At 63.4% G+C, this 26,490-nt stretch carries 18 protein-coding genes; 4 read left to right on the top strand and 14 right to left on the bottom strand.

The window, feature by feature from the left end; genetic code table 11:
• Positions 1 to 53 precede the first annotated feature (53 nt).
• The 6 genes from HHL24_RS29085 to HHL24_RS29060 form a co-directional block, all read right to left on the bottom strand.
• The gene (locus HHL24_RS29085) at positions 54 to 1,202 is read right to left on the bottom strand and encodes a DUF1501 domain-containing protein (protein ID WP_169488793.1); all 1,149 of its coding nucleotides are present in this window, start codon (positions 1,200 to 1,202) and stop codon (positions 54 to 56) included.
• Positions 1,203 to 1,207: 5 nt separating this feature from the next.
• Complete coding sequence (locus HHL24_RS29080; protein ID WP_169488792.1) at positions 1,208 to 2,779, bottom strand: DUF1800 domain-containing protein; 1,572 nt, start codon at positions 2,777 to 2,779, stop codon at positions 1,208 to 1,210.
• 75 nt (positions 2,780 to 2,854) lie between these two features.
• Positions 2,855 to 3,403 (bottom strand): periplasmic heavy metal sensor, encoded by a 549-nt coding sequence (locus tag HHL24_RS29075; protein WP_169488791.1) that lies wholly within the window; start codon positions 3,401 to 3,403, stop codon positions 2,855 to 2,857.
• A complete protein-coding gene (locus HHL24_RS29070; RefSeq protein ID WP_169488790.1) occupies positions 3,400 to 3,819 on the bottom strand; it encodes a hypothetical protein in 420 nt (139 codons plus the stop codon). The genes HHL24_RS29075 and HHL24_RS29070 overlap by 4 nt, the downstream gene beginning before the upstream one ends.
• Complete coding sequence (locus HHL24_RS29065; RefSeq protein ID WP_169488789.1) at positions 3,816 to 4,376, bottom strand: RNA polymerase sigma factor; 561 nt, start codon at positions 4,374 to 4,376, stop codon at positions 3,816 to 3,818. The genes HHL24_RS29070 and HHL24_RS29065 overlap by 4 nt, the downstream gene beginning before the upstream one ends.
• A 27-nt stretch (positions 4,377 to 4,403) precedes the next feature.
• A complete protein-coding gene (locus HHL24_RS29060; RefSeq protein ID WP_169488857.1) occupies positions 4,404 to 4,724 on the bottom strand; it encodes a YXWGXW repeat-containing protein in 321 nt (106 codons plus the stop codon).
• A 369-nt stretch (positions 4,725 to 5,093) separates the two neighbouring features.
• Between HHL24_RS29060 and HHL24_RS29055 the strand changes: the two genes are divergently transcribed.
• The 4 genes from HHL24_RS29055 (at position 5,094) to HHL24_RS29040 (ending at position 9,856) form a co-directional block, all read left to right on the top strand.
• The gene (locus HHL24_RS29055) at positions 5,094 to 6,890 is read left to right on the top strand and encodes a phospholipase C (RefSeq protein WP_169488788.1); all 1,797 of its coding nucleotides are present in this window, start codon (positions 5,094 to 5,096) and stop codon (positions 6,888 to 6,890) included.
• Between the two features lie 201 nt (positions 6,891 to 7,091).
• The gene (locus tag HHL24_RS29050) at positions 7,092 to 8,543 is read left to right on the top strand and encodes a cytochrome-c peroxidase (RefSeq protein WP_169488787.1); all 1,452 of its coding nucleotides are present in this window, start codon (positions 7,092 to 7,094) and stop codon (positions 8,541 to 8,543) included.
• A 96-nt stretch (positions 8,544 to 8,639) separates the two neighbouring features.
• Positions 8,640 to 9,332 carry an HAD family hydrolase gene (locus HHL24_RS29045; RefSeq protein ID WP_169488786.1) on the top strand — a complete coding sequence of 231 codons (693 nt, stop codon included), beginning with the start codon at positions 8,640 to 8,642 and terminating at the stop codon, positions 9,330 to 9,332.
• Between the two features lie 275 nt (positions 9,333 to 9,607).
• The gene (locus tag HHL24_RS29040) at positions 9,608 to 9,856 is read left to right on the top strand and encodes a hypothetical protein (protein WP_169488785.1); all 249 of its coding nucleotides are present in this window, start codon (positions 9,608 to 9,610) and stop codon (positions 9,854 to 9,856) included.
• Between the two features lie 149 nt (positions 9,857 to 10,005).
• On the opposite strand, the gene HHL24_RS29035 is transcribed toward HHL24_RS29040, so the two are convergent.
• The 8 genes from HHL24_RS29035 to HHL24_RS29000 are packed head-to-tail and all read right to left on the bottom strand — an operon-like array spanning position 10,006 to position 25,656.
• A complete protein-coding gene (locus HHL24_RS29035) occupies positions 10,006 to 11,436 on the bottom strand; it encodes a mannose-1-phosphate guanylyltransferase/mannose-6-phosphate isomerase (protein ID WP_169488856.1) in 1,431 nt (476 codons plus the stop codon).
• A gap of 58 nt (positions 11,437 to 11,494) precedes the next feature.
• Entirely contained in the window at positions 11,495 to 12,178 is a 684-nt protein-coding gene (locus HHL24_RS29030; protein ID WP_169488784.1) for a GNAT family N-acetyltransferase, read from the bottom strand.
• Positions 12,179 to 12,193: 15 nt separating this feature from the next.
• The gene (locus HHL24_RS29025; protein ID WP_169488783.1) at positions 12,194 to 13,531 is read right to left on the bottom strand and encodes an aminotransferase class I/II-fold pyridoxal phosphate-dependent enzyme; all 1,338 of its coding nucleotides are present in this window, start codon (positions 13,529 to 13,531) and stop codon (positions 12,194 to 12,196) included.
• Positions 13,532 to 13,573: 42 nt separating this feature from the next.
• Positions 13,574 to 14,488: a UDP-3-O-acyl N-acetylglycosamine deacetylase gene (locus tag HHL24_RS29020; protein WP_169488782.1), complete on the bottom strand. Its 915-nt coding sequence runs from the start codon at positions 14,486 to 14,488 to the stop codon at positions 13,574 to 13,576.
• Positions 14,488 to 22,137: a type I polyketide synthase gene (locus HHL24_RS29015; RefSeq protein ID WP_169488781.1), complete on the bottom strand. Its 7,650-nt coding sequence runs from the start codon at positions 22,135 to 22,137 to the stop codon at positions 14,488 to 14,490. Before HHL24_RS29015 ends, HHL24_RS29020 begins: the two co-directional genes overlap by 1 nt.
• On the bottom strand, positions 22,134 to 23,669 hold the full coding sequence (locus HHL24_RS29010) for an LTA synthase family protein (RefSeq protein ID WP_169488780.1): 1,536 nt from the start codon (positions 23,667 to 23,669) through the stop codon (positions 22,134 to 22,136). The genes HHL24_RS29015 and HHL24_RS29010 overlap by 4 nt, the downstream gene beginning before the upstream one ends.
• Positions 23,670 to 24,455 carry an SDR family NAD(P)-dependent oxidoreductase gene (locus tag HHL24_RS29005; RefSeq protein WP_169488779.1) on the bottom strand — a complete coding sequence of 262 codons (786 nt, stop codon included), beginning with the start codon at positions 24,453 to 24,455 and terminating at the stop codon, positions 23,670 to 23,672. It lies immediately after the preceding gene.
• Complete coding sequence (locus HHL24_RS29000; RefSeq protein ID WP_169488778.1) at positions 24,448 to 25,656, bottom strand: capsule biosynthesis protein; 1,209 nt, start codon at positions 25,654 to 25,656, stop codon at positions 24,448 to 24,450. Before HHL24_RS29000 ends, HHL24_RS29005 begins: the two co-directional genes overlap by 8 nt.
• Positions 25,657 to 26,490 lie beyond the last annotated feature (834 nt).

Below are 26,490 nucleotides of genomic sequence, written 5' to 3'. Positions count from 1 at the left end.
GCCGCGAGAGCCAATCTGCGGCGGTGCCTGTCGTCCTGAACTTGTCCTTCAGGTTAGGCGCGCACGAGCCCCGTCATCGGCCGCATTCCCCCGGTTTGACCGAACAGCGTGCCGGCCGTACGCTGCGGATCGAGTCCGAGGCTTTCGCTCGCGGCGCCGGCGATCAACGCATCCAGTGACAGGGTCGGCTTGAGATCGCGCGCTTCGTAGAGGTCGCCCGGTTTCAGACCGGGCCAGTCGGCAAGCACGCGTCCGCCCGCCACCGATCCGCCCAGCACCATCGCCACCGAGCCGGTGCCATGATCAGTGCCTCCCGTGCCATTGGCGGCGGCGGTCCTGCCGAATTCGGTTGCCACTACCACGGTGGTCTTGTTCCACAACGGACCCATGCCGTCGCGTAACGCCGCGAGCATCGTGTCGAGCGCTTTCAACTGATTGGCAAGGCGCGCGTTCTGCGCGGTATGCGTGTCCCAGCCACCGGTTTCGATCATCGCGATGCGCGGACCGTCGTCGCGCGACAGAAAACCGGCGGCGAGCTTGCCGAGGCTCGCCGGGTCCTGACGCGCACCGGCGTCGCCCGCGAGCCCGCGCGCGGTCATTGCCGATTCCCATAGCGGCCGCAATTGCGCATCCTGGTCGTACAGTTGCGAGACCCGCATGAGCAGATCGTCAGGTGCCTGCGGCAACCCCGAGGGGGCGTACGACGTCACCGCCGCGTTGCCGCGCAGCGCCATCGGTACGGTCGGCGCGAAGGCGATCGCGTTCTCGCGCGCGGTAGGCATCGACGCGACGAGCCGGTTCAGCCAGCCGTCCTTCATCTGATACGGCGACGTGCCGCCGGTCTCCAGCACGTTCTGCCCGTCGAAGTGCGAGCGGTCGCGGTACGGCGACGCCACCGCGTGTACGAATAGCGCCTGCTGATTCGCATACATCGCGGCGGTCTGCACAAGTGATGGATGCAGCGCGAAGGTGCCATCGAGCCTGGTCGCGCTGGAGGCATCGATCGCGAGCGCGCCGCGCAGTGTCGCGTAGGCGGGTTCGGCATACGGCACGACGATGTTCAGGCCGTCGGCCGCGCCGCGCTGGATCACGAACACGAAACGGCGATCGGTTGCGACGCTTGCAAAAGCGATCTGCGGCGACACGAGAATCGCGCCCGCGCCTGCAGCGGCAACGCTCAGAAACTTGCGGCGTGAAAGCATGGCATTCATCTCCGTTGAAAATCCGGCGAGACCAGCAGCAGCGCAATCGCCGTCGACGCGCTTTCGGCCCGCGACACAGCCGTGGCGGTCGGCGCGCTGAGCGAGCCGGCCAGCAAAGTCTGGCCGAGTTCGCGCGCATCGAGCCGGTCGCCGACACGCGACGCAAAGCGTTGCGCCACTTCGACCCGGCGCACGAGCGCATCGGGCGCCGCCCAGCTCGCGGCAATGTCGTCGTAGCCAGCGGGCGAGCCCGGACGCCATACTGGCTGACCGAGTTGCGTAAGGATGGGCGCGGCCTGCAGGTTGCCGATGTCCTGCCAGCCGAGCCCGCGCATCGAAGAAATGGTCCATTCCCACGGCGTCTTGAACTTCACGGCGACAGGCGACCATGCCTGCGGCATGTCGATCAGCGTCCGGTACACGGTCGGCAGATCCCCGCCGCTGCGCTCGAACGCGCTCGCCAGCCGCTCGCTTACTTCAGGCGGCGGATTGTCCGCGACGAAGTGCCGGGCAAGCTTGCCGCCGATGTGCTGCGCCGTTGCGGGCGCGCTCGCGAGGTCGTGCAGGATCGCCAGCGCCTGCTCTTCTCCCGGCTGGTCGTAGCGGCGACCCATGATGGTTCTCGAGCCCGGCTCGTGCAGCGCGACACGAAACACGAAGGTGCCTGGGGCGGCGTTCGGCTGCATACCGAGCCGGCCCGCATTGCCAGGATTCCCGGGATTGCCAGGATTCCCAGGATTGGCGGCGAGACTCCATCCGGTCAGCGCGCGTGCAAATTCGGTGACGTCGTCCTGGTTATAGCCGCTGCGCACGCCGAGCGTGTGCAGCTCCATAATTTCGCGCGCCAGATTCTCATTCAGCCCGCGCTTGACGTTGGGGTTGCGCTCTGCGGCACGGATGGCCGCCATGCTGTCCGGTCCGACCGAGCGCGTCTGATCGAGAAACAACTGCATGGCCGGATGACGTTCGACCGCGACCAGCATGTCTTCGAAACGGCCGAGCACGTGCGGACGGATCGCTTCCGCTTCGAATGAGCCGGCCAATGCCGCGACGCCGGGTTTTTCCGTGGATACCGCGAAATGGTTCGCCCAGAAATGGACCAGCCTCTCGACGAAAGGCGTCTGCGTGGTCAGCGCGCTTGCGACCCGCGCGTTCACCGAGGAACGGTATATATCGAGGATTTCGACGCGCAGCGCTTTTCGTTCGGCTTGCTTAGCAGTTTGGGCGGTGCTTTCTGTTGCACGTTGCCCGGCGGCTTGCGTGTTGGTTTGTCCGTTGGTTTGCGTGTTGGCCTGCGCATTTGCCTGATTGGCGCTCGCGCCTTCGCTGGCGTTCTGCTGACCCTGCTGACCCCGCCGGTTCAGCTGGTTGATCTGCATGCGCTGCTGTGCCAGCTCGGTGGACAGCGCCACCGAATCGGGCTGGCTCGCCCATGCGGCAGGCCGCGGCTGATACTGCTCGAACTGCGCAAGCAGCCACCCCTTCGGGTCAGCGGGCGGCGTGTCGTCGACACGAGCGCCAAGGCCGAAGCGGTTCAGCGCAATCGCCGCGGCATTCAGGTTCGGTGAGGTAGCCATACCGTCCTCTTCGGCGTTGGATATTTCTTTAAACGAGCGCCGCGATGAAATCCGTCGCGCCCGCCCAGAAATTTTTCACTCGCCCGAAGCTTCACTCGACGCTTCACTCGCGGCCGGCTTCGGTGCGGCCTGCTGCGGCAGCTTGTTCGCATTGGCGGCTGGCTGCGGTTCACGCCACTGGCCGCGCAGTTTCAGGCTGTCGGCGAATTCGACGCGCTCCTCGGGCGACAGCGTCGCCGCAAAATCCGCCACGCTGCCTTCCACTTGCGCGCGCAAGCTGCTGTCGGCTTCACGCGTGCGGGCCAGCGCGGCATCCAGCGCCGCGCGATCGAACTGCGGCGCGGCAAGCAGACGCAATACTTCGTGACGTCCGTCGCGGCCCTCGCGAGCAAACTGCTTGCCCTCGCGGCGCGCATTCTTCAAGCCGTCGATGAAAGCCTTCTGACGCTCGGCCGGCAGCGTTTCAGCGGCGAAGCGCAGCGCCGTGCGCTGCTGCGCCAGCACCGGGGTCATCGCGCCATACGCCGCGAACCATTGATAAGCACCACCGACAATCGCGCCCAGCAAAAACACGTTGAGCACCAGCGAAGCCACCAGCACGATTTTCCACGACCGGCCGTTCATTCGCCGCTCCAATCGGCGTTTGAACCACCGAAGCTCGAAGTTATATAAGAGGACTCGTGCACTTGCGGAACGGCCCCCGTCAAAACAAAGAACGACACCGCAAAAGCGCCGGCCACGCCACCCAGCAGTCCGACGCCTGCCACCGCCGCGCCCGACCACCACAACCGCCGGCGCGGCACTATGGGCCGCCGCACCGGCGCGCTGCCGATGATGCGCTGCTGCAACGCCGCGCCCGGCGGATCGACCGTATCGGCTGCCAGCCATGCATCGATGCCGGCTGCGTCGGCCAGCACCGCCTCGGCCTCGGCACGATGCGCCGCGGCCCAGGCCTCTCCCGCTGCGCGTTCCTGTTGCGGCCAGCGGCGCGGATCGGCGCCGTAGGCTTCGACGATCTGATGGAATCTTTCGGGCGTCATGACTTGTCCTTGCTAAAGCCGCTGCCGGCCAGTTGGGCGCGCAGATTGCGGCGCGCACGTGCCAGCAGACTTTCCAACGCATCGACCGTGATGCCCATCAGGGCGGCAGCGTCGATGTTCGACATCTCCTGGTAGTAATTGAGCACCAGTGCCTCGCGCTGTCGTGTCGGTAAGGCGGCGAGCGCCTCGCGCACGCGCTCGTCCTGGGCGCGCGCTTCGAGGGCGGCGTCGGGCAATGCGGCAGGGTCGATCTCGTCGGGCATGTCGTCGTGCGGGACTTCGCGGCGGCCGCGCAAGCGGTCATAGCAAAGATTGAGCGCGACGCGATGCACCCACGTATCGACCTTCGCCTCGCCTTCCCGCCAGCGCGCAGCCTGTTTCCAGATCCGCACGAAGACCTCCTGCGCCACGTCTTCCGCTTCCATGCGATCTCCCAGCATGCGCGTGGCGAGCGCGAGCAGACGCGGCAACTTGCGCGCGACAAGCGAGCGGACGGCGGCCGGATCTTGCCGGGCAACCCCTGCCAGCAGTTCCGCATCAGGATCGCGTTCGCTCAAGGCAGGCGGCTCCGCGGCGCTGGACGTTCAGGCCCAATGTCCTTCGATCCAGCGCCAGTTCGGGCCGCGCTGCACCCAATGACCCGGCACCCAGCGATGGCCGACGCGAACCGGCTGCCAGTGGCCGGGCACCCACACATAGCGGCCATGGTCCCAACGCCAGCGACCCTGATCCCAGACATAGCCCGCACGCGGCGCCGGCATCACTTCGACGCGCGGCGGCGGCGGCGCCATGGGCGCGACGATCACCGCCTGCGCGAAGGCGGGCGCGGCCGTCAGCGCGGCGGCGCACGTGATCGCAGCAGCGAGCACGGAAGTCAGAAGGCGGGTTGGTTTGGTCGATGTCATGGTGATTTCTCCGATAAGAGCCGAAGCCATAGGCGGCTCCGTTTCTTCTTGAACGCAACAGCCTGAAAAAACCGTCGCTTTGATTTGCAGTGAAAGAAACGCGCTGAAACACGCGAGTCGCGCCAGCTAGAACGGCCTTTACATTGCCGCCAAACGAAAGCGTAACGACAGCAAACATTATCAAAATGAATGGCAATCGATAGGCAACGTAATGTTCGCGCCCTCAAATCTTAATCAGCGGATGTTTCAATGCGCGCTGTTTCTAGCGGTAAGACACCTTAGCTGTATTTCTAACAATATCCCCAGCGAACCTCCACACGTGCATCACTGGAAACGCTGAACGGCGAAGTCGAATCTGGAGCCAGTCACATGTTCCGTAGAACCCTCTTACCCATCCCGTTTGCCGCGATGCTTGCGCTCGCAGCATGCGGCAGCAATAACGTGAACACGCCGGCGTCTGCGCCGGTTGCTGCATCGACGCCGGTAGCAACGGTGTCGGCGCAGGATGCCGTCACGACAACCACGCCGATCAAACACGTGGTGGTGATCTTCGGCGAGAACGTCTCGTTCGACCACTACTTCGCGACCTACCCGCAAGCCAATAACCCGGTCGGCGAGCCGCAGTTCACGGCGGCCGCAGGCACGCCGGCGGTCAACAACCTCAGCAGCAACAACCTGATCACCGCGAACCCGAACGCGCTGTCGACCTCGCCGAACACGGCAGGCCGCACGGTCGGCGCTGTGACGATCGCGGGCCTCGGCCTACCGGCTGCCGATCTGCTGCCGTTCCGTCTCGATCGTTCGCAAGCCAATACGTCGAGCCAGAACCACGCCTATGCCGCGGAACAGCTCGCCTATAACAACGGCGCGATGGACTCGTTCCCGCTGTTCACCGCAGCAGGTTCGACGATTGCCGGCAGCACCGGCGCGTTCGCCACGAAGGGCCAGGTGCTCGGTTACTTCGACGGCAACACGGTCACTGCAATGTGGAACTACGCGCAGAACTTCGCGATGAACCAGAACGCGTACACGGACACGTACGGTCCGTCGACGCCTGGCGCACTCGAAGTCATCTCGGGCCAGAACAACGGTGTCGTGGTGACGGGCGGAACCTCGGCCAACGCGATTCCGGATTCGACTGGCGGCTTCACGATGATCGGCGACCTGGACCCGACCGGTGACGTCTGCACGATCGCGGCAGGCAGCACGGTGACGGGCGCGATGTCGTCGAACAACAAGAACATCGGCGACCTGCTCAACGCGAAGGGTCTGACGTGGGGCGGCTTCATGGGCGGCTTCAATCTGACGACCACCAATGCCAACGGCACGACCGGTTGCGCACGCTCGACGTTCTCGCAAGTGCTGAACGCGACCAAGGCCGACTACGTGCAGCATCACGCATGGTTCCAGTACTACCCGACCACGGCCAACCTCGCGCACACGCGTCCGTCGTCGGCGGCAGTGATCGGCATGACCGATCCGCTCGACAACACGGCAACGCCGGTTCACCACCAGTACGACACCGACGACTTCTTCGCTGCGGTGAAGGCAGGCAACTACCCGTCGGTGAGCTTCCTGAAGGCGCCGGCAGTCAGCGACGGTCACCCGGGTAACTCGGACCCGATCGACGAGCAGGCTTTCGTCACGAAGGTGATCAACTTCCTGCAGCAACAGCCTGACTGGAAGAACACCGCCGTGATCATCGCCTACGACGATTCGGACGGTTGGTACGACCACCGCTACAAGGCGCCGACGAGCTCGTCGTTCGATTCGACCACGGCGCAATCAGCGGGCGGCAAGACGGTGGCCGGCAGCGACAACCTGAGCGCCGCGGGTCAGTGCACGGCAACGGGCGCGGTTCAACCGCAGGGCGTGAATGGCGGCGCAGTGAACGGCCGTTGCGGCCCGGGTACGCGCACGCCGTTTATCGTGGTGTCGCCGTGGGCGAAGGTCAACTTCGTCGACGATACGCCGATCACGCAAGCCTCCGTGGTCAAGTTCATCGAGGACAACTGGCTCGGCGGTCAACGCCTTGGCAAAGGTTCGTTCGATGCAACGGCGGGCAGCATCATGAACATGTTCAACTTCTCGGGCTCGGGCAACAATCCGACGGTGTATCTGGATGAGAACCTGGGTACGAAGTTGTCGGCGCCGCCGGCCAGCTGAGCGGCACGCGTGCCGACTGCCCTTCTGGTGCGCCTGCCTTCACGTCATGCACGAGCACTGTTCGTGCATGACGACACGAAGCGCGGCGCTGGAAAGAGCATGAAATACATCAAGCTGTAGTTGGGCGTCGAGCCAGTGCAAACGTGCTGGCTCGATTTGCTTTTTTGATCGCACCCGATCGAATTACTTGTCACCACCGCCATGAATCATCCTTCAGACGCCGTCCTGCCCTCGCATCTGCCTGCCGGCGGTGAGCCGGGCCCCGTCATTACCCGTCGCTCGTGGCTCGGGCTGCTTGCGTGGAGCGCCGCCGGCGTCGTGCTCGCGCTCGTCGTGGTTTGCGCGTACGCGCTCGTCTACCCGGAACGGATGCCGCCCGCAGTCGGCTCGATCGTCGAAGAAATCACCGGCGCGAATCCTCATCCGGTTCATTTGATGCGTCCGCAAGACGCGCCGCTGAGCGCGGTTGCGCTGCTGGGCAAACAGATTTTCTTCGACCAGACGCTATCGGCGTCAGGTACGCAGTCGTGTGCGTCGTGCCACTCGGCACAGCATTCGTATGCACCGGACAACGCGTTCCCGGTTCAACTCGGGGGTGCGCATATGAATCAGGCCGGCTACCGGCCGCCGCCGTCGCTGACGTATCTGTACCGCCAGGCGCCGTTTAGCATTGGGCCGGATCAGGGCGATACCGATGTGCCTGTGGATATGACGCAACTGGCGTCACAAGCGGCCGGCGTGCAGCGCGCGCAGAAGACGGCGCTCGCCGCGCCTGCCGCCCCGGCGATGGTGCCGCAAGGCGGACTGTTCTGGGACGGCCGCGCCGATACGCTGCAAATCCAGGCGATCGGTCCGCTGATGAATCCGGTGGAGATGGGCAATGCGACGGAAGCAGATGTCGCGCACAAGCTGCTGCAAACGAAGTATCTGGATCAGTTCAAACAGATCTTCGGGCCGGCGATCATCAACAATCCGAGCCTGCTGATTTCGGAAGCCATGTTCGCAGTGGGACGGTATCAGATCGAGGATCAGTCGTTTCATGCCTTTACCAGCAAGTACGATTACTGGCTCGAAGGTAAAGCGCGGCTCACGCATGCTGAATTGCATGGCTTGCAATTGTTCAACGATAAGGACAAGGCTAACTGTGCGGGTTGCCATTTGAGTCAGCCTAGCAAGGATGGCTTGCCGCCGGTGTTTACCGATACGCAGTACGAGGCGCTTGGGGTGCCGCGCAATCCGGCTATTCCGGCCAATAAGGATCCTAAGTTCTTCGATATGGGCGTGTGCGGGCCGTTCCGCGATGACATGAAGAAGGAGACGCAGTACTGCGGGATGTTCCTGACGCCGACCCTGCGCAATGTTGCCGAGCGCAAGGTGTTCTTCCATAACGGTGTCTATCACGACCTCAAGCACGTTATGGACTTCTACAACCTGCGCAATACGGCGCCTGAGAAGATCTATCCGCGCGATGCGTCCGGGAAGGTACAGAAGTACAACGATCTGCCGGCTCAGTATCACGCCAATGTCGACGTTGCCGATGCGCCGTTCGATCGCAAGTTCGGCGATCAGCCGGCCATGACGGATCAGGATATTCAGGACATCATTGCGTTTATGAAAACGCTGAGTGACGGGTACAAGGCCGCAGGGTCCTGACCTTCCACAGGGGCGGTCACATAGCCTTTGCGCGCCGTCGCGCGAGCCGGTGAGGTATCCTTGCCGGTTCCGCGACCTCTATCCGTACCCTGCCCAATGGCCGATTTCCCTTTCGACGCCGTACTCTTTGACTGCGACGGCGTGCTCGTCGACTCCGAACCCATTACCAACCGCGTGCTCACCGAGATGCTCGGCGAGTTGGGCTGGCATTTGAGCGTCGAAGAGACGATGCAAATTTTCGTCGGCAAGGCCGTCAGGGATGAAGCGGCACTCATCGAAGCGCGCACCGGCTTCGCGATTACGCCGGACTGGCTGATGCGGTTTCGCGCGCGCCGCAATGAGGCGCTCGACCGGGAACTGGTGGCGATTGATGGCGCGGCGTCAGCAGTGCGCGCGCTTTACGCGACACTCGAAGGGCGCATCGCTGTCGCGTCGGGCGCCGATCGCATCAAGGTGGAATTGCAACTGGTGAAGGCCGGTATTCTCGACTGTTTCGAAGGGCGCATCTTCAGCGGCCACGAAACACCACGCAACAAGCCCTATCCCGATGTCTACCTCGCCGCAGCCGCGGGGGTGGGCGCGGAACCGCAACGTTGCGCTGTGGTTGACGATACCGTTACGGGCGTGACGGCAGGCGTGGCCGCCGGTGCCACTGTGTTCGGCTATTGTCCGAAAGAACTGAGCCACAGCAGCGCGACTGCCTTGCATGGCGCGGGCGCGGCTCACGTCTTTCGGGACATGGCCGAATTGCCCGCCCTGCTCGCCGGATGGCGTGGCGTGCAGGGTTGAGGGCACGCGCCGTTACTCGAACGCAGGATCGATAGGTACGCGATATCCCGCCGCGAGGCGGTTAGTTTGGTTCGCTACAACGACCGTAACTGTTGGCAGCGCACCGACATCCTGGCGTCGGCAAGTCGGTCTATCTCAGCCACCTTGCGCCCGCCAGATCAGCGGATGTGGACGGCATACGGCTTTGCGGCGCATGGCATGGTGTGTGCAATTGGAACACATGAGCGCGGCGATACCCGGGCTCACTGTCAATCCAACCTTGTCGGAGATCCACCATGAAAGCGCTAGTCCTCAAAGACCTGCCCCGCGTCGACGAACTCGACCGCGTGGCTTCGCAATCCGTACGCGGCGGCATCGCCTGCCTCACCCGAGAAGCACCTCCTGCTTGCCCCGGCGGGATGATGCCGCCAGTTGTCATTTCGCGCGGCTGGGAGTGTCCACCGATTCATTGGGGTTGTGGGCCGGTCTATTCGCCATACGGCAAGCCGCCTTCGCACTCCGAACCGGTGGTAGTGCCGCTTTAAGCAGCGCGAGAAACGGCGTGCAAATAGACGGGCCAGCATGGCGGCTCGTCTATCTTCATTGCCCCTTGTTTCACACACCGACCGACGTTCAAATCGGTGCACGGCAACTACGTCGCCGCCGCGTGCACTGCGAACAGTCGTGATGCCTGTTAAACCTTCGCTACACGTCCATAAGTATCTTCGAAGCGTACGATATCGTCCTCGCCGAGATAGGCGCCGGACTGCACTTCGATCAACTCTAGCGGAATCTTGCCCGGATTCAGCAACCGGTGCGTAACCCCAAGCGGAATGTACGTCGATTGATTTTCGGTCAGGATGATCTCTTTATCGCCGTTGGTGACGAGCGCGGTGCCCTTGACGACGATCCAATGCTCCGCACGATGATGGTGCATCTGCAAGCTCAGTTGCGCGCCAGGGCTGACGACGATGCGCTTGACCTGGAAGCGGTCGCCGCTATCGATGCCTTCGTATGACCCCCACGGCCGCACCACGCGACGGTGCGTGACCGACTCGTGACGTCCCATGGCATTCAACTGCGCAACGATCTTTTTGACGTCCTGCGCCTGGTCGCGATGCGCCACGAGCACAGCATCAGCGGTCTCGACGATCACGACGTTCTCCAGGCCGATCGCGGCCACCAACCGGTGTTCTGCGCGGATGTACGAATTGGTCACGGCATCCGTCAGCACGTCGCCGATCAGCGCATTGCCCTGCGCATCGCACTCCGCAATGTCAGCAAGCGCCGTCCACGAGCCGATGTCGTTCCAGCCGAGATCCGCGACCGCGACCACGGCGGCGCGCTTCGTTTTTTCCATGACGGCATGGTCGACCGAGATGTTCGGACAGGCCGAGAAGCTTTGTGCTTCGAGACGGATGAAATCGTTGTCGCGTTGCGCACCTTCCAGCGAAAGCTCCGCCTGCTTCGCAATTTCAGGCTCGTAGCGATGCAGCTCCTCCATGTAGGTGGAAGCTTTCAGCATGAACATGCCGCTATTCCAGTAGTAGCTGCCATCCTCGAGAAAACGCTGCGCTGTCGCTGCGTCCGGCTTCTCGACGAAGGAATCGACCGCAAAGGTCGGCTCGCCTTCAACAAGGCTCGCCCCCGAACGGATGTAGCCATAGCCGGTGTGCGGTTCGGTTGGCGTAATGCCGAAAGTGACCAGATAGCCGTCTTTAGCAATCTGCGCGGCGGCTTCGGCCGCGTTGACGAAAGCCGCTTCGCCTTTAATCACGTGATCGGACGGCAGAACGAGCAGCAACGCGTCCGGACTTTCGCGCAGGGCCAGCAACGCCGCCACCGCGATAGCCGGCGCCGTGTTGCGGCTGGCCGGTTCGAGTACGATCGCCGACGACAGGACATCGACCTGGCGCAACTGCTCGGCCACCAGAAAGCGCTGTTCATTATTTGTGACGACGATCGGCGAAGCGATGTCGGCGATCCCGCGCAGGCGCAGTGCGGTTTGCTGAACCAGCGTATTTTCGCCCGTCACCTTGAGATATTGCTTCGGATACCCGACGCGCGATATCGGCCACAGGCGCGTGCCGCTCCCGCCGCAAAGAATCACTGGATGAATATGCATGGTCTTTTTCTCTCTAGATGTTGTTTGAATTTGCACGCCCCGACTCCCCGCACCCAATTCAAGCCCGGCGCATAAGCTGCATTCGTACCGATTCTAGTTCATGCGGCAAGCGGCGCGAGATCGGCGCGCGGCGTGGCAGTTCGACAAAGCCCAGGCGTTGATACAAATCGTACGCACGCCGATTGCTGACCAGTACGTCCAATACGACCTGCCGATCGGGTTCGTCCTGCATCGGGCCCGCGCGCAATAAGTCGGCAAATAACGCGCTGAACACGCCCGTACCCCGCATCTGTTCATCCGTCGCGCAATGCGCAATCAGCGTCTGCGACGACTTCGGCGCCGGCAATTCACTCTCCAGCACCAGCCCACGCAATAGCATACCCACCGTGCGGCGCACGCCAAAAAACACCAGCAGGATCAGGGCGACATGAGGATCGTCAAGCCAGATGTTCCGGCCGTCATGCGTGGCAAGCACCGCTACTACCTTATCGTCGCCCGTCACCGCGACGCGGTGGCGCCGATAGGAGAAACGGCCGTGTTTCGACGTGAACGCGAATGCCAGAAACTCGATACACCGGTCGTCGGGTTCACCGAGAAAGAACCCGAACTCACGTACCCCAGAGGCGAAGATCAACGGCGCACACGCCTCAGCATCCTCTGCCCGCGCGGGGCGGAACTGCAAAGCGCCCGCTTCCCGGGCCTGATGCGACGCGCGAGCGCGCTCTGATTGAACGGCGTACATGGCGAGCGTCTCTCTTTAACGAGGCAGGCGCTTGAGCGCCGCAATGGTTCGGCTGATCTGTTCCGGCTCATGCGTCGAACAGATAAAAAACCGCAAACGCGCCGCCTTCTCTTCGACGGCGGGATAGAAAATCGGCTGCACGTTGATGCCTTCCGCAAACATCGCGTTGGCCCACTGCGCGGCCTTCAAGGTGCTGCCGGTAATGATCGGCACGACCGCATAACCCGCGCTTTTACCCGTATCGAGACCGGCGGCGCGCGCTTCGTCGAGAAACTGTTTGCCACGCGCGCGCAGCAGCGCCACCCGTTTCGGTTCGGCAATCAGCCGTTCGAGCGCCGCCAGCGATGCCGCCGCCAGTGCAGGCGCGAGGCCGACGCTATACAGAAAACCGGGCGCGAGATGCCGCAAGATATCAATCAGTGCCTGCGAGCCGGCGATAAACCCGCCGCATCCCGCCAGTGTTTTACTGAGCGTACCCATCCAGATATCGACGTCGCCGCTCGCCACGCCGCAATGCTCGCGAACGCCCTTGCCCTGCTCGCCCAGCACGCCGAGCGAGTGCGCCTCGTCAACCATCAGAAACGCGGCATGCCGGCGCTTGATGTCGACGAATTGCGCCAGATCGGGAATATCCCCGTCCATGCTGTACAGGCCTTCGATCGCGATCAATACACGCCGGTAATCGTGCCTCACGCGTGCGAGCAGCGCGTCAAGCGCCTGCCAGTCGTTGTGCGGAAAGCTCAGCCGTTTCGCGCCGCTCAGTTGCGCGCCTTGCACGATACTGTTGTGCGCGAGCGAATCATGCACGATCAGATCGCCGGGACCGAACAGTGAGCCGATCACCGTCACGTTGGTGGCATGGCCGCTCACGAACACGACGCAATCATCCACCTCGTACAACGAGGCGAGCGCCGCTTCTAGCTCACGCTGCACGGGCCGCTCACCCGCCACCATCCGGCTCGCCGATGCCGATGTGCCATAGCGATCGATCGCCTCTTTCGCGCGCGCGGACACGAGCGGATCGCCGGCAAGACCGAGATAGTTGTAGTTCGCGTAGTTCAGATACTGCGCGCCGCCGATCTGCGTGGTCGCGCCGGCAATCCCTTCGTGCACGCGAAAAAACGGCGACTGCACCTGCAGCTTCTCGCCCATTTGCCGCAATATTTCGACCTGCTGATAACCCGGCATGGTCTCGAAGCTGCACAGCGCAGCGCGCGAAGCGTCTTGCGCCGCGCGTGTACCACCGGCGGGCAACGGCGCGCCCGGCGTCTGCGCCTCTTCGGAGACGCGTTCCAGTTGCCGCATCAACGCCTTCGCGGCGAGCTGCTGGCGGAGGTGATCACCCAATCCCATGCTGTTCAGATAACCCTGTGAGGTGCTGGCCTGATGTCGATATCAAGCCGGAAATTCGGCCCATTCCCACGCATCGCGCGTGGCGAGCAGTTCGGCAACCAGCCGGTAGTTCATTTCATGACTCGGCCGCAATGCGGTGACGCGGCCGAGCAACGGCGCGCCGGCCATCGCCATGTCGCCGACCAGATCCAGCACGCGGTGCCGCACGAACTCATCGGGCACACGCATCCCGCCCAACACGCGGTTGCCGACGATTGCGGCCGTGCACGATAAACGGGCGCCACGCAGAATCGGCATGCCGCGCACATAGCCGGCGAGAATCGCGGGGATCGCCCATTTGACGCGTCCATATGAACGCGACGGTGCGATCTCTTCGGCAAAACTCGCGGGCGTTACTGCACCGTCCCAGCGCAATGCGCCGAACCCTTTCAGGTCGTTATGCACGGCCATTTCATACGCGGACGACGGTTCGATCGAGATGCTGCGTTCGTCACGCGTGCCTTCGCCATCGGCAATCTTCACCGGACGCAGCACGCGAATGAAGCGCTTGGCATGCGGTAATTCGATCCGCCCGCACGCCCGGATCGCCTCGATCCACGGCTGCGCGCTGCCGTCCAGAATCGGCACTTCTTCGGCATCCAGTTCGACGGTCGCGCGATCGATTTCGCAGGTCAGCAACGACGCCAGCAGATGCTCGACGGTGCGCACACGGATGCCATTGGCGCTTTCGAGCATCGTGCAAAGCGGCTGGCCGCGCCGCAACGCCGGACTCACCGCGAGCTCGGCCAGCACATCGGCGCCCTGCTTCCGGCGAAAGACGATGCCACGTGGGCCATCGGCATCGGCCGGGAGAATCCGCACGTTTACGCGCCGTCCGGTATGCAGCCCGTGACCGCTTAACGCCAGCGGCCGCGCGAGCGTCCCTTCACGGCGACTCCAGCCTGCAGGTGCGTTCATCAGACGAGCTCCGTTGCAGCGGGTGTCGAGACAGGCGTTGCCGTGTCCGGTTGCCCCGACAACGCAACGGCAACATCGGCCAGCGCATGCGCGCCGACATCGAGCGCATGTTGTGCGGCGACCGCTGCCACCTGTGCCGCGACACCGTTTGGCTCCGCCGCCTCGTCCTGCGTTTGAATCGATTCGACGATCCGCTGCGCCAGCGAATGCACCGTTGCGCCTTCGGCCATCGTCATGATCGACAGCTTGACCTGGAAGCTCTCTTCGACAGCCATACCAAGCTCCATGCCCATCAGCGAATCCATGCCCATATCGAGGATCGAGCGGCCGGTTTCGATTTTTTCCGGCGACATGTGCAGAATGCGTGCGATCTGCGCCTGCAAGGTTTCTTCGACCAGCCGCAACGCATCCGCGAACGGCAGGCCGAGAATCTGGTCGCGCATCTGCGCGCCGCCCTGACGTGCCGGTTCGTGACTGCCGCGTGCATGCAGCTCCGTGTAGCGGCGCGCGCGCGCGGCCGGCATGCCGAGCGAAAGCGCCTGCCAGTCGAGCCGTACCACCGCTTCGCCGACGTTCATGTCGACGATCGCACGCTCCAGCGCCGCGAGCGCTTCGGCCGATGTAATCGACAAGCCGCCAATGCGCGCCTGCAGCGCTTCGCGGGTCTCTGCGTTGCGCGCGAGGAAACCGACGTCGTCCAACGGACCCCATGCCATGTAGGTGCCCGGCAAACCGGCCGCACGACGTTGACCAACCAACGCCTCAAGGAAGGTATTGGCGGCCACGTAGCTCGACTGCCCCGGATTGCCGAGGAAAGTCGTCGCCGATGAATACACCACGAAGAAATCGAGTTTCGCGTCGCGCGTGGCGCGGTGCAGGTTCCATGCGCCGGCCAGCTTCGGTGCGAGCACCGCGGCGAAACGTGCGTCGTCGAGATTACGCACGAGGCCGTCGTCGATCACCATCGCCGAATGGAGCACACCCTTGAGCGGCGTGCCGCGCGCGGCAATCTCGGAGAGCAGTGCGTCGAGCGCGGCTGCGTCCGTGACGTCGCAGGCTGCCGTGTGTACCTGCGTGCCGTTTTCTCGGCGCCAACGCGCAGCCTCGGCGGCGAGCGCCGGTGCGAGCGCGCCTGAACGGCTCGCCAGCGTCAGGTTTCGTGCGCCGCGCGACATCATCCAGCGCGCGGTGGCAAAACCGAGCCCGCCCGTGCCGCCGACGATCAGATACGCCGCTGCCGGATCGAGTTGCAGCGCTTCAGCGACGGCCGTCGCGCGCGACGGACTCGGCGTGCCTGCCGGATACGTCACGAGGATCTTGCCGATCTGACGCGCCTGCTGCATGTGACGGAACGCTTCCTCGACCCGTTCGGCCGGGAACGCACGATACGGCAGCGGATGCAGCACGCCGCCCGCGAACAGCTGCATGACCTCTTCGAACAGACGCGCGGTCAGGTCCGGCAATGCGCTCATCAACTGATCGGCATCGATGCCGAAATAGCTGATGTTGTTGCGGAACGGCCGCAAGCCGATGCGGCTGTTCTCGTAGAAGTCGCGCTTGCCGAGTTCGAGGAAACGACCGAACGGACGCAGCGTGTCGATGCTGCGCACCATCGCTTCACCGGCAAGCGAATTGAGCACGATATCGACGCCCGCACCTTGCGTGCGCTCACGGATTTCATCGGCAAACGCAAGGCTACGCGAATCGAATACGTGATCGGCGCCGAGCAGACGCACGAATTCGCGCTTCTCGCGGCTGCCCGCCGTTGCAAACACCTCCGCACCCAAATGGCGCGCAAGCTGGATCGCCGCGATCCCCACCCCGCCGGCCGCACCGTGCACCAGCACGCGCTCGCCGCGGCGCAGTCGCGCCAACTCGCACAGCGCGTAGTACGCCGTGAAGAAGGTGGTCGGCACCGTGGCCGCTTCTTCGAAAGTGAGACGTTCCGGCTTGTGGGCGATGGCCTCGGCCTTCGTGCGCACGTGGCTCGCGAAGGACGCCGGCGCGAAACCGAGTACCGCGTCACCCGGCGCGAAACGCCGCACGTCCCGGCCGACGCGCGCGACGCGCCCCGACAGTTCCATGCCGATCGTCGCGCCGGCGAAGCCGTTTTCGACGGCTTCGTCGGACAGCAGACCCATTGCGTACATTACGTCGCGGAAATTCAGGCCCGTTGCAACCGGTTCGATTTCGACTTCATCCGCTGCGAGTTCGCGTTGCGGCAGCGCGAACCATTCGAGGTTGCGCAACGAGCCAGGCGATGCAAAACCGAGCACCGCTGCTTCGTTCTGCGGACGTACCGGGGCGGCCGATTCGCTGCGCAGCGCGGCGCTCGCCGCAGACTGCATGCGCGGCACGTAGCGGCCGTGTGAGGTAAGCAGTACTTCTTCTTCGCCGTCGGACGCGAGCAGTTCACGCGCCAATTCGGCGCCTGCATCGCGGCACGCCGGTGATACGTCGATCAACCCGCACGACAGTTCCGGATGCTCGTTGGCCAGCACACGGCCGAGACCCCACATCGCCGCTTGCTCAGGACGCAGCGTCTCGGCATCGGCAAACGGCGTGGCGACCGGCGCACCGCCGCGCGTCACGATCCACAATTGCGGCTGCATCACGCCGGAAACCGCGGCGAGATCTCGCACGAGTTGCGCCAGCGCGAGCGTGGTCTGCTGCTGGACGTGCATCACCTCCGCGCCGTCCGCCTCGGCGGACAGAGCGTGATCCGGCGCGACGAAGACGACGTGATGCGGACGCCCTGCCGGCGCGGCCAGCTTGCTCATGTCGTGACGCAACGCCTTGAGCGTGCTGCTCGACGTCGTGTGACCGCCGGCCCGCAAGGCAGCAGCCAGGGTCTCGTCGACGCCGGATTCCGCTGCGTACAGCAAGGACCAATGCGCTGACGGCGCCTGCGCTTCGATCCCATTGCCAACAGAAGCGCTCATATGCGGCTCGCGTGCGACGATCAGCGTCGGTGCGCCTTCGAGATCCAGACCCTGCTCCGTGTGCCGTGTGATCTTTTCGAAGCCCGCTTCTTCAAGGTGTTTCGTCAAAGCGACCGGCGATAGCCATGCCGCGCGGCGCGCGTTGGCGTGCGCGGCATCCGCGTCGAGATCGAACACGATATCGGCGAAGCGGCTATTGCGCGGCTCCGCAATCACGACCAGCGCGCCCGGCGCAAGCCAGCCGCGCAGCGCGGCGAGCAGCGCACGCGGCTCGGTCTGCCCGGCCAGCACGTGGCTCGCCACGACGATGTCGTAACGCTCGCCGGCATCGATGCCGGACAGGCGCGGCATATCACCGAACTCGATATTCGCGATCCGGATCGACGGATGCTCGCTCGCGTCGAATCCGCTCAACTGCTCGTGCGTGCCTGCAATCGTGTAGTCGCAGCGCGACACCGGCACGTGAATCGCGAGCGGCTGAAGCACGTCGCTCGACGGCGAATCGAGTTCGAGCACGCGCAACCGGCGCGGTTCGCTCCACCCTTCGATCACGCGATGCAGGCAGGCGCCGGTCAACGCATTGACGTGCGCCCAGGTCGGCGAAGCTTCGAAGAAGTGCTCGACCAGACTGCTGCGCGACGGCGGCAGGATCTGCTCGCCGCTCACTTCGCCGCGCAACACGGCAGGCAGCGCTGCGCCACAATGCGCGAGCAGTGTTAGTTCAGCCACGTGCGCGGGCGACTGCGCAAGCAGGTCGCGCCAGAGTTCGTCGATGCCCGGCAGGTTTTCGCAGGCTGCAGCGTCGCGCACCAGACGCGTACCGTCGCGCTGCGCCAGACCGTCTTCGACGACGATCTGCACAAGACGCGCCAGCAGTGCCGGATGCGCACAGTCCGGCAGCGACGGTTGTGCAAAAACGTTCATCGCATCGAGCGCGTTCAATGCGTAGGCGCTTGCGAGCACGTCGAGCAGCGGCAGCATTTCAGTCAGATGCGCCTGTCTGCGCGGCTGATCTTCTTGAGCAGCCAATGCCGCGGCGGCATCTTCCAGCAACGCGACCGGCTCGGGCAACATGCGTGCGTCGAGGTCGGCGGCAAGCGGCTTGGCCTCGACGATATAGGCGTAACGTGCAGGCGCATGCTGACGGCGCCCCATCAGATCGACGCGGCGGAAACGGCATGCGCCGAGCCGCGCGACGATCGCGCCGTGCGCGTCGGCGAATTCGAACGATGCCACCACCGAATGCGGACTGCGCCGTTCGATCCGGGCGACTACGTAGCGAATCGCGTCGCCGCGCAGATAGTCGATACGTCCGATTTGCACCGGCACATAGGCCGCGTGTTCGATCTCAGCTTGATCCGCTGAAGCGAGCAAGGCGAACAGCGGATGGAAACCGCTGTCCATCAAGGACGGATGAAGCGCATAGGCGCTCGGTTCGGTTTCGGTTTGCGCGAGTACGGCGGGGACTTCCAGTTCCGCAAGCGCGATGTCGGCGTTCGCGTCGACGTGTACCGTGCGCACCCATTGGAATGCTGGGCCGTAGCTCAAACCGATCGCAGTGGTGTTCGCGTACAACGTTGTGCCGGACATGGCGGGTTGCGCGAACAACTCAGTGAGCGTGGTGGCCGGCAGTGTGCTCGCCTCGCCTTCCGTGCTTAGCGCGCAGCCGCTCGCCAGCAAGCGGCCGGTAACGTTGAGCGACCACGCTTCTTCTGACATACGATCGCGCGTTTCGATCGTGAAACTCGCGGTACGCACGTCGACGGTGAAGCGGAACAGCTTCGAATGCTGCGGCTGGAACACCACCGGCAGACGGATTTCGAGGTTCTCGACGGCGCAGCTTTGCGTGCCGAAATGCACGCGCGCGGCGGCGAGCGCCATTTCGACGTAGCCCGCTCCGGGGAACGCCACGCCGCAATCGACCACGTGATCGGCCAGCATCGGCAGGCCGGCCGGATCGAGCTGATTTTCCCAGGCGAGCGCATGTTCGCGCAGACGGTAACCGAGCAGCGGGTGTTCGCGGCGGCGATTGACCAGGTTGTAGGCCTCGGCGGTCGGGCCGAGCCAATGGCGTTCGTGTTGCCACGGATAGGACGGTAGCGCCACGCGTGCGCTGATCGGCGCGAAGCATTCGACGTCGACGCAAGCGCCATTCGCGAGCATCGCGTAGATTGCGTGGTGCAGCATCTGTGCGCTGTCGTGGTTGCGCTTGAGCGTCGGCAGCGAGCGGCCGGTGATGTGGGCATCGTCGAGCGTCTGCGTCACATAGGTGCGCAGAATCGAATGCGGGCCGACTTCGAGGAACAGGCGCACGCCCGTCTGGGCGACCTGCGCGACGGCATCGCCGAAACGCACCGGCTCGCGGATATTGCGCCACCAGTAGTGCGCATCGAGCTCGGTGCCCGTTAGTTCAGCGCCTGTGACCGTCGAAACGAAGCGACACGTTGCAGCATTCGGCGCGAGATCCGCGAGGCCCTGCAACACGCTCGACTCGATCGGATCCATCTGACGGCTGTGGAACGCGTAGTCCAGTTCCAGCATCTGGAAGAAGCGGCCGCTTTCCTTCACCGCGGCTTCGAGCACCTGCAATGCGCCAAGCGGGCCGGCCAGCGTGACCGCTTGCGGGCTGTTGACACCCGCGATTTCCACTGCGGTGTCCACGCCGAGTTGCGTCATCAGCGTACGCACGGCGGCTTCGCCGAGCCCGGCGGCAGCCATCCTGCCTGTGCCGCGCGTGCTTGCCTGAGCGCGGCTGCGAATCTTGATGACGTGGACGGCCTGCTGAAGCGTCAATGCGCCCGACGCCCACGCCGCGGCGACTTCGCCGACGCTGTGGCCGAGGCACACGTCATAGCCGACGCCACGCGCTTCGATGACGCGCACTACGCCCACCTGAATCGCGAACAGCAGCGGTTGCGCGTGCTCGGTTGCTTCCAGCGTGGTGGCGGTGACGCCTTCGCGTAACACCTCGACCAGTGAGGCACTGCCGTCGGCGCGCCACAGCGCGTCGAGTTCGTCGAGCGCGGCACGGAACACCGGCTCCTGTTCGAGCAATTGCTTGCCCATGCCGGCCCACTGCGAGCCGTTGCCGGAGAACACCAGCGCGAGACGCGTATCGTCGCTCGGGGTTTCGCCCTGCACAAGTGCCGGTTCTGTGTGGTCCGGCGTCGGCGCGGCTAGCGCGGCGAGCGCCGCGCGCGCTTCTTCTTGCGCTGACGGTGCGATGATTGCGCGATGCTTGAGCCACTCGCGGCGATGCGCCGCGTTCGATGCAAGCGTCGCCCACGGCGTGCCGTTGTCGAGCATCGACAGATAGCGTGCGGCCAGCGCGGGCAGCGCGGCTGCAGTGCGGGTCGAGAGGATCAGCGGCGGCAGTGCGCTTGCGTCGTTTTCGGCTCGTGCGGTCGCACCTGCTACCGGTGCTTCCCGCAAAACGATGTGTGCATTCGTGCCGCCGAACCCGAACGAATTGACGCCGATCACCAGTGGTTCCGCACCGCTGTCGAGCGGTGTCAGACGATCCACGACACGCAACCGGCCGCCGATGAAATCGATCGCCGGATTCGGCGTTTCGAAATGCAGCGTCTTCGGCACCGCGCGGTGCTTCAGGCAGAGAATCGCCTTCATCAAACCGGCCATACCCGAAGCCGTTTCGAGGTGGCCGACGTTGGTCTTCACCGAGCCGATCAACAAGGGCTGATCGACCGGCCGCCCCGCCGACGCGACGTCCATCAAGGCGCGTGCTTCGATCGGATCGCCGACCGCCGTGCCCGTACCGTGTGCCTCGACATAAGCGAGCGAGCGCGGATCGACGCCCGCGCGTTCGTAGACCGTGCGCAGCAATGCCGCTTGCGTCGCCGCGCCCGGCACGCTGATACCGCCTTGCGAGTAGCCGTCCGAGTTGACGCCCGAGCCGGCGATCACTGCGTGGATGGTGTCGCCGTCGGCCAGTGCACGCTCGAGCGTCTTCAGCATCACCAGCGCACCGCCTTCCGAACGCACGTAACCGTCGCCGGTCGCGTCGAACGCGCGGCAGCGTCCGCGAGGCGACAGCATGGATGCCTTCGAGAACGTCACGAAGCCGAACGGATGCAGCAGCAGATTGACGCCACCGGCGAGCGCCACCTCGGCATCACCCGATTGCAGCGCCTGACAAGCCTGATGCAAGGCGACCAGCGACGACGAACACGCCGTGTCGACCGATACGCTCGGCCCGCGCAAGTCGAACAGATAGGACAGGCGGTTGGACGCGATGCTGAGCGTGTTGCCCGTCGCCGAGTATGGATCGACTGCGTTCAGGTCGTCGACGAAGCGATTGCCGTAGTCTGGGCTCGCCACGCCAATATAGACTGCGCAATTGCTGCCTTCCATGTCGCGCGGACGCACGCCGGCATCCTCGAAGGTTTCCCATGCGAGTTCGAGCAACAGGCGCTGCTGCGGATCCATCTGCTGCGCTTCGCGCGGCGAAATGCCGAAGAAGGCTGCGTCGAAACCGGCGACGTCGTCGAGCACGCCGGCTGAGAACGTGTAGCTCTTGCCTGCTTCGCGCTTGGACGGGTGCTGATAGAACTCCGTGCCGAAACGGTCCGCCGGAATTTGCGTGACAGCGTCTTTTTCGTCGCGCAGCAGTGTCCAGAAATCGTCAGGGCTCTCGACATGGCCGGGGAAGCGGCAGGCCATCCCCACAATTGCAATCTGTTTGGTCATCGTTCTGTTGTTGGGTGCAACGTGCGCGCTGGTGCCCTGCTTGGCAGGCCCGATTCGAGTGCCCGAATCAGGGCCAGGCCGAGTTGTTCGGCGCGCAAAGCTTCATTCGTGGCGGGCGCGTCGCCGTAATTGCGCCAGATAAAGTAGTCGCTGCGAGCGGGTTCGCAACCGAGCTCGCGGAATACGTGCGGTAGCGCGGGTACGTGATCGCCGTAAAAACACAGCACCGTATCGCGACGCCGTGCGCGTAAGGCCGAAAGCAAGCGGCCGAGCATCGCGTCGGCGTTGGCGAGGTGGCGCAGATAGGCTGTCAGATCGCGCCAGCGCGCGTCGTCGCCGAGCGTGTGGAAGGCTGCACCCTCGCCTGCCTGTACCGGTTCAAGGTGCAGGGGACCGTGGTTTTCCATCGTCATCGCGAAGATGAAGGTGGGCTTGTCGCGCGGTTCTTCTAGTGCCTGGATGATCGACTCGGCTACCGCCATATCGGCGATGTACGGACCGGCGCGCTGAGCGTCGGCGAACGATTTGATGTCGAGGAAGCGGTCGATCTGGAGATGTTTGAAGGCGCGTTCGCGACCGAAGAAATCCGCGTAGTACGGGTGAATCGCCTTGGTCTGATAGCCGCCCTGCTTGAACCACGAAGCGAGCGACACGCAGGCCCGGCGCACGAACGCGTACGGATAGAAGCGCGCATAGCCGAGTTGCGTTTGATCGATGCCGGTCAGCACCGCGAACTCAGTGCGCATTGTATTGGCGCCCCAGGCGGGGACCGCCAGTTCGCCGTGCTGGACGGACTCACGGCGCGCAGTGTCGAAGTGATTCAGGATGGCCGGATCGATCGATTCAGTGAGGCGCCGAGCGTCGAAGAACGATTCGCTCTGGATCAGGATCATGTCAGGGGTGGATTGCGGCGCGCCGTTGGCAAACGGCCCCGTGGCCAGCGCGTCGTGCAACCGGCGCGGCGTGGCCGGCTTCATGCCGTTCAATAGATAGGCGATGAAGACGGCGAAGAAACCGTGACGCTTTTGGTCGTCGGAAGGATTCAGTGTGAGCGGCAGGCGTGCGGCGAGCAGATAGGCTGTGGCGAGGCAGACGGCGGCAGCGATGGCGATAGCGCCGAATGGCCTGCTGGCCATTGGCGTGTCCGCGATGAAACCGCCGATCACCCCTGCGATGCCAACGACGATCGCTGCAACCGTTCCTGCGCTGAGAAACGGTAGGTATAACCGCGGATGCGCGAACAGCTGGCTGAAGAGGCTGAGATCGGTGAAGACAAACGGCTCGCGCAGCGAGGCATATTTTGCGTTGCTCACACCGGCAAGCAATGCGACGAGTGCGATTGCGACAAATACGGAAAACCTAACGCGCCCAGTGACGAGCAACAGGCACAGACAGACGAAAACGATTGCGGCGACATGCAACGCATAGGCGATCGGCGAGCGGCGCAACGACGCGCGCGGCACCGCAATCGCTTCAGGCAGAAGCGCGAGGCCGGCCGCGGCCGCGAAGCTGAGCGCGAGTGTCGTTTCCACTCAGCGCTCCTCGCGGGGCAGGTAGGACAGCCCGCCAAGAATCGCGTCCGCCAATACTGCAGGCATTAATGTCAGAAGGCGCATGCCGAAAGCGAGCAGACTGGGGAAGGCGATTTCGGCGCGCCCTGCTTTCAGTTTGCGCTGGATGTGCTGCGCAGCTTTGTCCGCCGACCAGAGGAACGGCTTGTCGCCGGGGAATACGTCGCTCATTGCGGTCTTGACGAAGCCAGGCAAGACGATCGATATGCGAACGCCGTCGCGCGACAGGATCGGACGGACTGAATCGCCGTAGGCTTTGATGGCCGCTTTGCTCGCGCAGTAAGCCGGCGAGATGGCCATGCCGCGCAATGCGGCAATCGAACTGATCAGTGCGATCTGGCCACTGCGGCGCGAGCGCATGCGGGCGATGACAGGAAGCACCGCGTGCATCGCGCCATAGAAGTTTGTGTCGACGATCGCAGCCGTGCGTTCGAGTTCTTCCCAGTCTTGCGCGGACGCGAGCGTGCTGGCCGCGCCGGCGTTGGCGATCAGAAGGTCGATGGGGTGGGCGTCGTCGAATTGGTGCAGCCAGGATTGCATGGCGGCGGAGTCGCGGACGTCGATCTGGCCGGTTTCTACCTTTGCGCCTTTTGCGCGGCAGGCACTGGCTGAATCTTTGAGTCTTTTCTCGTCGCGGCCGATGAGGCCGAGGACCACGCCGGGGGCGGCATACGCGAGCGCGAGCGCGCGGCCGATGCCTGCGCTCGCGCCGGTGATGACGATGTGGCGCGGGGTGGCGTTAGGCATGTGCTGCCGCCTCGAGACGCTGTACCGCGCCGGCGGTTGCCATTGCGATACCGGTGCGGGTATAGAAGTCGCCGTTGATCTGCGTGTGGTGGACGACGTAGTCGAGGAACGCCTGGTACAGAGGCATGTCTGGCTCTTCGCCGTGCAGCCAGAAGTCGTCCAGCGAGCCTTGCCAGGTGAGACCCGGCATGCTGTAGATCGCCGTGCCGAGGGCGATTAGCGGACGCCGGTGATGCAAAGCGGACAAACCGACCGTGCTGTTGACCACGACCGCGCCGCGTGCGTGGTCGAGAAGCGTCGGCAGGTGGCCGGCGTCGATGAAACGCAGGCGATCGGCGATGCCGAGTTCGCGTGCGAGCTTATGCGAAAAGCGTCGATAATTGATCAATCCGGTGTCAAGAGGATGATTCTTTATCACGAGCAATGCATCCGGCGGCGCATGGATAGCGAACGACCGAACGACCCCATCTATGGCCTCACAGACGCCACTGAAGGGTGAATGAACCTGAATTTGCGAGTCCGAATTTAGCTGTAGTGGAAAAAGATAATACGGCCGGTTCCCGAGCAACAACTTCGAAATCGCCTCTGTCGCCTCGCGATTATATTGACGCTCGCACATGAAGCGCATTGCGAGCGCCTTGTATTCCGTATACCCGTTATGTGGCCGGTGACTTTTATAGTGTGGGAACCGAGCAGAATAGATCGCATTTGCAGCACGATAACGAATGTCGTGCCACGCGCGCTCATAGAGGTTGTATCCAGTCGCTCTACCGGCAGGGCTCGCGGGGGTTCTTCTTCGCTGCTCCAAGTACCAAGCGGGGTCGCGCGCGAGCATTGAACGGCCGTTGACACCGTGACGCTCCAGCGTTAGCCAGTGCGGCCGGACGTAGCCCTCCTCGAAAACGTGAACCCGCAGTCCGTACTGCGGCGCAATCGCATGAATTGGCCTATGAACAGCACGACAGTCACCAAACAGCAAAATATCCGTAAAACTGTTTTTCGACAGTATGTTCGCGTACCAGGACGAGAGATCCGTCACCTCTCCCGTGTAGTTCCATGCGCGTTCGTGGCCTGTAAATAAAAAATCACCGCCGCAGAAGTTAACGCGGCGAACCTCATGGCCACGCTTGGCCAACTCGGACTCCAACCGCAAAAAAAACGGGGAAGCTGTGCCTTGCAAGGCGAGAAAGGAACGTCGCATCGGGAGGCAGGAAATCGCAAATCTTGTAGTTGACAACAGAACCTGAGCAATGCCCTCGCCTCTTCCGCGTGAAGATCCACGCTTAGGCCTGCAGCAATGGGCTGACGCTGCGAGGACGTGGAAGAATACAGGAATTACAAGGATGCATAAATAGCGACGCAGACATCTCGTTGCGAAAATGAGGTGTGCTGAGTCCGAGATGGGTCCGCGCGCCGTAACCCGCAGCCAGCGAAATGGAAATCTGCTAGCGATTTCGTGCAAAGTGACTCGATCAACTTCGCGCCGCAGCGAAACGCACAAAGGCCGCAGGCGAGGTAAGTTGCCTGATTTTGCGACCAGCCCGCTGTAGGGCTGTCCGCTTTACCAGACAAGAAGATCAATTGACACTACAATTTCAACGCAAAAAAATAGATCGATAACAGATGTCGAATTTAGTCAATCAAAAAATAAAGTCAGTCGCAAATCGGCAACCAATAGTTATACCGCTGGATTTTCTTTGGGGACTTGCGCGCACAGAATGAAACGCCTGTTTCTGCCACGTCCCAAACCGATGCAATCGGTCGCAAACGTTTGGCAGCTTGCCCAAATGCACAGCTTCGGCGTCTGCGCCAACACCAGACGCGTCGACGCGAGCGCAAATCACTTGCTACCGACGCGCGCAGCCTACTAAAATTGCCAGCCCATGCGTGGGTAGGCGATAAGATCCCGACGAGCACGAGCCCTCGCTCTTCGTGTCTCAGTAACTGATCCTTGGAATCTTTCAACTGAGGCGCAAGCGGGCCTGCCTCGCTGATTGTATGTGTGATATTCTCCGGCGAAATTAATCGTAAGCCG

Origin of the sequence: Paraburkholderia polaris, from assembly GCF_012927345.1 — a bacterium.
Taxonomy (GTDB): domain Bacteria; phylum Pseudomonadota; class Gammaproteobacteria; order Burkholderiales; family Burkholderiaceae; genus Paraburkholderia; species Paraburkholderia polaris.
Note: the sequence above shows the minus strand (reverse complement) of the source record. Positions and strands in the feature narration are given on the sequence as shown.